Source organism: Wenzhouxiangella sp. XN79A (genome assembly GCF_012272825.1).
GTDB lineage: Bacteria > Pseudomonadota > Gammaproteobacteria > Xanthomonadales > Wenzhouxiangellaceae.
The window spans coordinates 1-9831 of the sequence record NZ_JAAWWS010000128.1; the positions used below are offsets into that span (position 1 = coordinate 1).

The following is a 9831-nucleotide window of genomic DNA, read 5'->3' on the forward strand; positions in this document are numbered from 1 at the left end:
GGCTATATCCGGATCTCGCAAAGCTCTGATCGCCCGCAGCGCCTGATCTGACTGTCTTTGCCGGCGTTTTCATAGTGTGCGGAACCGCACTGGAATTTGCCCAGGCAGATCGAGGTCTCCAACGGTCAGGTAGATCATGTCGGAGAACGCATCGAGATGGCGGAAGCCACTGGCGCGATTCTTGACGATCTTGACGATGCGATTGAGTCCTTCAGCAATAGCGTTGGTCACGCGGGTGCCGATGAAGGCCAGCACGGCATCCTGGTGGCGTCGGAGGGTATGGACGAACTTTCGCAGCGGCTCCAGGCGGCTGAGCAATGCACTTTTGGTCCACTGCTTCAGGAACCGCTCTGCCGCCCAGGGTGCCTGGTAGGTCCAGAAGTGCTCGAACTCTTCTTTCAGGCGCCAGGCGCGATAGATTCGCCGGTTGTGTTTGTCGAGCGCATTGAGGTTTTGGGTATCGCGCCGGCTTCGGGTCGACGAATGGCGTGAGAGCAGCCAGCGCAGCCCTTTGAGCGCCTTGCGTTCATCCCGGGTAGCCTCCCGCCACTGCTCTTTGCGAACCTCGTCGACGGCCTCGTTGAGCGCCTTAACGATGTGGAAGCGGTCCAGCACCAGGGTGGCGTTCGGGCAGTGTGTCTGGATGGCCCCGATGTAGGCCTGGCTCATGTCGCAGCAGGCGGTCTGGATCCTGGCCTTCTGGTAGTCGCTGAGCGCTTCGTTGAAGAACCGGTCGATCGCCGCTCGGGCCTTGCCCTGGCCGATCCAGACCACGCAGGAGCGCTCCAGGTCATAGACCAGCGTGGCGTACTTGTGACCCTTGTGATAGGAGATTTCGTCAACGCCGATGGTCTTGAGGCCTCGGATGCGATGGCCCTCGCGCAACCGGCCAATGGTGCGATGGAGCAGATCCGAAAGGGTCGAGGCGGGCAACCGCAGCAGCTGGGCGGCGGCCTTTTGCGGCATGATCTGGCAGTAGCGCAGCATCAGGTATTCAAAGCGGTGACTCACCCGGCTGCCCGCCTCAGACCAAGGTAGCTGCTCGGTCACCCGGCCGTGGGTGTCACAACAGATCTCACGCGGCCAGTACATCAGCCAGATCGACCAGGGTCCGACCGGAATATCACGCCAGTAGCGCACCTCGGAGCGCTGGCGAACGATACGTCCCCGCCGGCCGCACTCCGGACAGCGGCAGCCGTTCTTGTAGGGCTTGACCAATACCTCGAGCCGGTTGCCGCGCCGAAAGGCCAGTCCATTGCACCGGAAATCCTTGAACTTGAGCAGCTTTGCGATAAGCTTGTAGACGGTCATGGGGGTTCCTTTCTGTACTGTTTGTTCTGGAAAACAAAACTTTACAGGAGGCCCCATGACCTCTCAAATCAGACCGGATCAAGTCTGAAATCCGTTGCGAGATTCGGATAGACCCAAAAATGCGAATTACAGTCATCAACACACGCAGGCAGCGGACCATTGTCATGGGAATCCGTCCACGTGGGCAGATCGCCCCCACCGTTCGGAAGGTAGAACTGTGTCGTATTGGTCGGCATCCCCGTGTACGGGAACTGCTGGCCATACTCGGAGACCGTGAGGACGTTCGTGTCCGGACTGAAGGTCGCCATCTGTCGGAAACCGAGCATTCCTCGGCCATAGCCCTGAATTTTTGAGCCGGTATACAAGTAGCGAATCGACGTGCTTGCGCCCGTTGAAACATTGAGGATCTGGCCTTCGCGCGGATCGACCTGCGGAGCCGAGCTACTTGCCGAGGACACCACGTACTGCGACGTCACGACGTCGTAGATGGGCGCGGAGTCCAATGGGGACGACGGATCGCCGAGTCGATCTCGCCGATAAACCGAATTTGAGGACAGCGGCAGGTACTTGAGACTCGTGGTCGCGCCGAACCCGTCCTCAATTCTCTCCAGGGCCAGCAGCGGCTCGAACAGCGTCCGCGACCCGCTTCCAGAATGCCGTGCTACCGCCCAACTCGGGCGCCAGCTACCGTTTGGCTTCGTTACGCGAACTAGATCAGGACGTCCGTTTCCGACGAGGTCGGCCAAAAGGAATTGGTCCCAGTCCTCCACGTCGATGGTGAATCCCACAGGCCCGAGTTCCTGCCCTAGAAGCGGCGGCTCGAACCCGCTCCCGTTGCCCTCAACATAGTGCGGTCGGCAACCCCCAGTGCATCCATTCTTGATGAACACGATGTCCGGGTACTGATCTCCACCTACATCTTGGAAGCGGATGCGCCCACGATTGAGGCGCTTGACATTGATCGTTGCGGAGGGACCGAGAACGAACTGGAACTGGCCTTGGCTCCTGCCACGATTGATGTGAACTCGAATCTCGGTCTCGTTCGAATTTGTACCGGCCTGCCCGTCGATCAACTCGGCAAAATCGGTCAAACCATCCATGTTGAAGTCAACAGGCACAAGCCGGTCTTCGTCGTTCTGTTCTAGTGCGAACTCGGCAACGAACTGGGTTTGGGCCGACTCTTCCCAGAAGTCGCCGCCGCCAGTCCCATTCGAGTCGATTGGGTTCGAGAATGCTTCTGTGGAAATCTCGATTGGACCCATCTTCGACTCGAACGTGACGCTTCGCCCGCCAACTGGCTGCTCAAAGAGATCGAGTCCACTCTCGCTGTAGACCTGGATCTCGCCGGGCACTTCGCGAGCCACAGAGCACACTCCGGTTACAGCCTGATAGGCAACCAGGGCCGCCTTACCCGATCCATCCAATGTGAAGGCATTCGAAATCTCAGTTCTAGATCGAACGATCGGCTCAATCACACCACTATTACATGTTCCCGGGATGCCTGGATCGTAAGGAAGACCGATGTCCATCTCCTCCCAGTCCGACGTCACAGGGCTGGCACTCCGAACGTTTGGATTTCGGAAGGCCTTACCGAGGCGTGCGACACCGCGAAGGTAGGAGCCCTCTTCGGGCTCCAGTACAGCGACAACGTCGCTCATTCCATCGCCATCCAGATCGGATGTTGAAAGTCGGATGAATACGTTTCCGCCGATTACGGGTGCCTCTCCAAGCGGCTCGGTCGAGCCAATGCCAAGATTGTAGGCCCCAATGCTATACCCATATTCAAACTTTCCAGTCCCGGCCACCTCATCCCAGACCCAGGGTGCGTAGTGGATATTCCCATCTGTCGGGCTGGCCTTCTGAAAATAGACAACTCCCATGCGTCCATCGCCATGGAAGTCCGCAAGGACCCAACCATTTTCGGAAATCTCATTTGGCTCAACGCCGGTATAGACAGCCCCTGACAAACTTCCTTCAAGGACCGTTGTCTCTGTAACATTAAAGTCGTGATAGCGGAAGCGAGCGAGATTTCCGGTTCCCACCATCTCCATAACAACGAGTTCAGCACGACCATCGCCGTCAACATCTCCGGCTTGCGCCCCACGAAATTCGTGACCACTTTGCCAATCAGAGCCCTGCTGCATCGTTGGGTGGTGACGATCGAATTTTTCCCACTCGAAAATGATTGGGAGATACTGCCCGCCTGGGTAAGACTCGGTAAGCTCAGTGACAATCGGCTCATTGCTTGGAGTCACCTGGCCGTGGGCAAGGTCATAAACCCTCAAGTCAATATCTGTCTGGCCGGACCGAGTAACCGATCGGACTCGGTCAAGATATTTCGAGCGGGCCATCGGGACACCTGCGACGTAGGAGACCCTCGAATGCTGCAGGTCCGCCCATTCAAAGACAATCGAAGAGTGTGGAGTCGATGCTTGCAGTTCCGGGTCGTCATTCATCGTGTACGCGATTGAATCGATCAACCACTCCACTTGCGGACCGGCAGGAGCTTGCTGCGCATAGTTGAATCTGATGTAGTTCCCGGATGCATCCTGCAAACGGCTAATGGGCCAGGCAAGCTGAACTCCACTCTGGTCCGGTACGGAGACGAGCGCGGAGTCATGCGCCGAGTCAGGCGCCCCGTAGAAACGGACAGTCCCATCTTTCGACTGGGCCACGAAGTATTTGACGCTATCGCCAGCAGGGCCCCGCTCAAGCAACCAGAATCGTGTCTGGTTGTCCAATTCGAGGCGATACTCGGTGCCGGCCTCCCCATAGGCTCCATTCCCCATGAGCATGAGGCGGTTTCCTTCCAGACAGAATCTGTCGTTGCCGTTCAGCTCTACGGCGGTCTGGTTGAAGTCACGCTCCCAGGTCTGTCCGCACCGCATGATCGCCGGAAGCCCAGCGATCGACCATCCGTATCCCGCAAGGCCTGGGCCGCTCTGGCTATTGAAGGTCAACGCTATTTGCGGCGCAAACCCTCCAACGGCAGGCGCCGTCATGATCGGATATACATACTCTGCTGCGCCGCCCTGACCAACACTAAAGTCACCACGTTGCCCAACCAACTCAGCATGGTCGCCGGAGTTCGTTGCACCTGAAGCTACTGCAGCAGCGTCCAAGAGTTCGTCCGCGAGATTGGCACCTTCACTACGGCTACTTGGTGCCGCTGAGACTTCGCTCTGAATGACTGGTGCTCCGGGTGGCGGGTCGCCCAGGTTGTTGATCACAAAAGTTTTGGCAGCAATTACAGGCTGTAATTCAGCAGTTAGCGGCAGCCCGGTCCCAGCGTCCTCCAGATGATTGCTGATTAAAGCGAACTGTGGATTCTGTTGAGGCGAATAGGTGAAATCTGTAACCACACACGTCTGCCCCACAACGGAGAAACCCCAAGTGCTCGGGTCAATGTCAGGCCCATTGGCACAAAACTCCGTCAAAGGCAAGACAACAATCTGGGACGCACCGCCCACAAATTCCATGAAGCGGACAACAGGCTCTACGTTCGGAAACTGATCTTCCGTAAACCAACTGAAGCTGTACTCGCACAAGCCCTCTCCCAGTCGGCATGTGCCTGGTCCGTCCACTTCGATGTAGTGGAGGCTCGCAACCTTATGGATTTCAACCGCTCCGCTATCGTTAGCGTCTCCACATCTGGGGCTGCCTCCATTGTGATCGTAGTCTCCGTTAGATTGAGAGACAGATCGATGTGCCTGTACTTGCCCTTCAACAAAAATATCACTTTGGATATCCCAACACATTTCTCCCCGCCGAGGATTTTCAAACGCGGCAGGACTGTTGTCATACTGTCGACGTAGCCCTCCTCCCTCGACGTACTTGTTCGTCGCATCGAAGTCAGCTTGTGTCAGATTCACGCCAGTTGCATCAAAGAACGGCGCATAACCGGGAAAGACCGTCAACATTGCGGTTTGGTCTTTCCAGTCGCCAAAATCTTGACCTCCGTTCCCGTCTGCATTGAATTCGATGAACCAGATCGGCTGACCTTCGTCGTCGAACGTATTCAGGGCCGTGGAATACCCATCTCCAGATATCCACTCCACTGAGAAGACACTATTGATCCCAAGTCGGCCATCTATCAGATTGAATAGAGACCCGGGGGTCCAGATGCCATTCCAATGGGAATGCTCGTTGACACCGTTTAGCACGGTATGGTTCGCACTATCGCCGAGATTCTCCATTTCGAAGATCTCGTGACCGGTTAGGCCATCTCCATGATCGATATCGACTTCGATCCAAGGGGCAGTGGCCGACGGCGAAGGTGGAGCGTTCGGGTCGGTATTGTCGGGGGCGCCATCCCCGTTAAACCAGACGGTTACAGTTCCAACCTGCAAATCAGATTGCGAATACGTCGGTCCAGAAGCACTTGGAGACGGGCTCTGCGGATACATCAGCGGGCCAGAATAGAAACATCCCTGCCCAGAGTGACAGTCGCCCTCGGAAGAAAGTCGGGAGTAGTACCAAACAGGCGACCAGTGCCCATCGATAATCTTGAACGTATACCAAACCGCCATCAGATCAAAGGCGCGCCCGAAGCTCTCGTTGACTTCGTCGTATCGGAGATCACTGCTCCAGAACAGCCGCCACCCCTGACGCAGCTGCCGATCTGAGAAATAATGGCCAGGCTTGAGATCAGAAGGCGTCGCCGCTCCTGATCGATTGCCCCCGTCAAGAGGAGCGCACATCGTCGCTTGATTCAAGTTTCCGTAAGGTCCAACTTCGATACCGGAATGCGGCGGATCACCAATTCCTGGAGGTGTACCCAAAGGATTCGCAGTCACCCGCCCCTCTACGACAGGGCGAACCGCCCAATAGGGCTTCGGATCCGGGTCGTAGAAAGCCTCGGACTCCCAATACCAGCTGACTGAGTCAGCATTGAAGAATGCTCTTCCGTCGGCAAATTCAGTAACATCGATTACGCTGCTTGTAATCCATCGATTGTTGGTGGTGCTCCAATAAACTAGCTCAAAAGCTGTAGGCGTTTCAGCGAACTCGCCGACCGGCACACCCGCGCTCCAATCGTATGACCAACGCAGTTTTGGAAGACTGCCTTCAGAAAACCAGCAGATATCCGCATTGGCTGACTGCGGATCGCTCGACGGAGGCCCAATCGGACGAGAAAACGTCTGAGAGTAACTATGCTGCTCGCTGACAATGTTTCCCGGCTCTGAACATATCCATTCGCCCGACTGGCCTTCACGACACTTCTGCGCTTGGTAGCCGTATTCACCCCCGGAGGCTCCCCGGGTCTTGCGAGCAACAAATTCCGAGTGTTCAAGTCGATACTCTCGGACCGGATCGGTCCCTATTCCCTCGAATTCTTTGATCAAGTAGTGGAAATCTTCCGTCAGGTCCGGAAGTTCTAAAACGGCCTCGCGACCACTTGAGTTGATGGTGAGCGTTGGAACCGGAATGGAAGGATCGATTTGGCCTTCCCTGAACGAAACGAGCACGCCATTGGAACATTTGAGCGCGACCCCGGAGCCAAATTCACATGCTTCCAGTCGGCCAACACCTCCGGGATAGAGCTCTCCCTCAATGCCTGTGACTTCCAGAGCTGCATCCGGAGGAATGAGTTGCGCGGGCACCAAAGCGGATGGAAAAATCGGGCCAAATCGAAAACCGACTTCGATTTGATTACCCGGGGGGAGCTCAGGATAATTCCAGGTAAGCGTTGCGGTGCCGGAACCGTTTCCTGCCACCGAAGATTCAGTTGCATAGAGCAGAGGGTATCGTGCGAACACATACTCACTAGGCGGGGTACAACGAGTTCCAACACAGCTCCGTAATTCGACGGCGAGTAGCCGATCAGGGCGACTTGGAAAATTGTTTAAAGTGATCGCATTCAATTCAGGATCAATCACATCATCTTCGAAGTAGTAGTGCTCTCCCTGAACAGCAATTGACAGAGTTGTTGGGTTCTGGCCTCCAAACTCGTCCCAACTGACGTTTCCAGTTGTCAGCTCCTGCTCAATCTGGAAGGCAAGCCCTGATGGGGGGTCGGGTAGGCAGCTTGACGGACCAAAAAACGAACCAGCTCCGTCGGCATGCAATCCCTCACAGCTTAGATGCAATTCACCTTGAAACCAGAAAACAACCGCTCTCATTGTTCGATAGTAAGGATACGCATCCCAATAATTGTGGAGAGGTGCCAGATTATTGAATCTATTCCCGGATAGTTTGAGCTGCGTGAGTTCGATGCCGTTGGCAATAAGCTCGTCTATAAAGTCCAACCCCGAACAGTTCGGCTCGGGGTTTGGCACAATCTGGCCGTTTTCTACCAAATATCCACGGTACTCACATTCGGCGAGCTTCGAGTTCGAAACCGAAAGGCTCTGCAGGTTGGAGAAGCCGCCAATTCCGCTCAAACTTTCTAATTCGACTGAGTCATTCAGGATAAGGCTCTGAATCGACGCAAGAACAGGCAGTCGAAGAGCTTGGCCGCCGCCTGGTCCATCGTCAATTCCAACAATACCCAGACTTGACGCATTGAGGGCTATGTGATCGCCCGGTAAAAGGGCCAACTCAGCGATACTCAAAAGTCCGGCGTTCGCAGATAGGTCGATGGTTCGTAAAGCGGCAAATTTCGTGGGTTCGATCCAGCTAAGTCGTTTAAGTCCAGTATCTGCCACATACAGACTATTCAGATTTTGGAAATCACCAAGGCTTCCTAGTATGGCATTACCTTCCAGGCCTAGATCGTTCCCTGATAAATTGAGCGAACCGAGGGTCACTTCGGGCGCCATACAAACCCCAGTGCAGTTCGCTGGCGCAAGATGGAAATCAGACGCAGCTGTACTGATTAAATTGCTCGATAGATCAAGGTCGCCGATTCCAGCAACGGATGGAATAGAGTCGATTTCATTGTTTGCCGCGTACAAACGCTCGATTCGCGGAGGCTCATCTTCAGAGGGCTGCCCGTTAATCTTTGATAGATCTGAAATTGGCGAAGGGCCGGTCCCGGGCGCCGGCACGCCTGTCGACGCTATTGATACTCTGTAGAAATCTCGCGGCATCCCAACGCCCTCAGGGCTTGCTAGGTTTGACAGCTCCTCAGATGACGAAATTGGATTAAAAGAGGGTCTATCCGAATCTCGCAACGGATTTCAGACTTGATCCGGTCTGATTTGAGAGGTCATGGGGCCTCCTGTAAAGTTTTGTTTTCCAGAACAAACAGTACAGAAAGGAACCCCCATGACCGTCTACAAGCTTATCGCAAAGCTGCTCAAGTTCAAGGATTTCCGGTGCAATGGACTGGCCTTTCGGCGCGGCAACCGGCTCGAGGTATTGGTCAAGCCCTACAAGAACGGCTGCCGCTGTCCGGAGTGCGGCCGGCGGGGACGTATCGTTCGCCAGCGCTCCGAGGTGCGCTACTGGCGTGATATTCCGGTCGGACCCTGGTCGATCTGGCTGATGTACTGGCCGCGTGAGATCTGTTGTGACACCCACGGCCGGGTGACCGAGCAGCTACCTTGGTCTGAGGCGGGCAGCCGGGTGAGTCACCGCTTTGAATACCTGATGCTGCGCTACTGCCAGATCATGCCGCAAAAGGCCGCCGCCCAGCTGCTGCGGTTGCCCGCCTCGACCCTTTCGGATCTGCTCCATCGCACCATTGGCCGGTTGCGCGAGGGCCATCGCATCCGAGGCCTCAAGACCATCGGCGTTGACGAAATCTCCTATCACAAGGGTCACAAGTACGCCACGCTGGTCTATGACCTGGAGCGCTCCTGCGTGGTCTGGATCGGCCAGGGCAAGGCCCGAGCGGCGATCGACCGGTTCTTCAACGAAGCGCTCAGCGACTACCAGAAGGCCAGGATCCAGACCGCCTGCTGCGACATGAGCCAGGCCTACATCGGGGCCATCCAGACACACTGCCCGAACGCCACCCTGGTGCTGGACCGCTTCCACATCGTTAAGGCGCTCAACGAGGCCGTCGACGAGGTTCGCAAAGAGCAGTGGCGGGAGGCTACCCGGGATGAACGCAAGGCGCTCAAAGGGCTGCGCTGGCTGCTCTCACGCCATTCGTCGACCCGAAGCCGGCGCGATACCCAAAACCTCAATGCGCTCGACAAACACAACCGGCGAATCTATCGCGCCTGGCGCCTGAAAGAAGAGTTCGAGCACTTCTGGACCTACCAGGCACCCTGGGCGGCAGAGCGGTTCCTGAAGCAGTGGACCAAAAGTGCATTGCTCAGCCGCCTGGAGCCGCTGCGAAAGTTCGTCCATACCCTCCGACGCCACCAGGATGCCGTGCTGGCCTTCATCGGCACCCGCGTGACCAACGCTATTGCTGAAGGACTCAATCGCATCGTCAAGATCGTCAAGAATCGCGCCAGTGGCTTCCGCCATCTCGATGCGTTCTCCGACATGATCTACCTGACCGTTGGAGACCTCGATCTGCCTGGGCAAATTCCAGTGCGGTTCCGCACACTATGAAAACGCCGGCAAAGACAGTCAGATCAGGCGCTGCGGGCGATCAGAGCTTTGCGAGATCCGGATATAGCC

General features: G+C 56.2%; 3 protein-coding genes. 1 reads left to right on the forward strand and 2 read right to left on the reverse strand.

Translation table 11 applies throughout. The annotated features are described in order from the left end of the window. Window positions 1-69 precede the first annotated feature (69 nt). Both HFP89_RS02015 and HFP89_RS02020 read right to left on the reverse strand, forming a co-directional pair. Window positions 70-1311: an ISL3 family transposase gene (locus HFP89_RS02015; RefSeq protein WP_168715701.1), complete on the reverse strand. Its 1242-nt coding sequence runs from the start codon at window positions 1309-1311 to the stop codon at window positions 70-72. 68 nt (window positions 1312-1379) lie between these two features. Continuing rightward, a complete protein-coding gene (locus HFP89_RS02020; protein WP_168715974.1) occupies window positions 1380-8207 on the reverse strand; it encodes a SpvB/TcaC N-terminal domain-containing protein in 6828 nt (2275 codons plus the stop codon). A gap of 313 nt (window positions 8208-8520) precedes the next feature. Here HFP89_RS02020 and HFP89_RS02025 point away from each other — a divergent pair, with 313 nt between their 5' ends. After that, window positions 8521-9762 carry an ISL3 family transposase gene (locus HFP89_RS02025; protein WP_168715701.1) on the forward strand — a complete coding sequence of 414 codons (1242 nt, stop codon included), beginning with the start codon at window positions 8521-8523 and terminating at the stop codon, window positions 9760-9762. Window positions 9763-9831 lie beyond the last annotated feature (69 nt).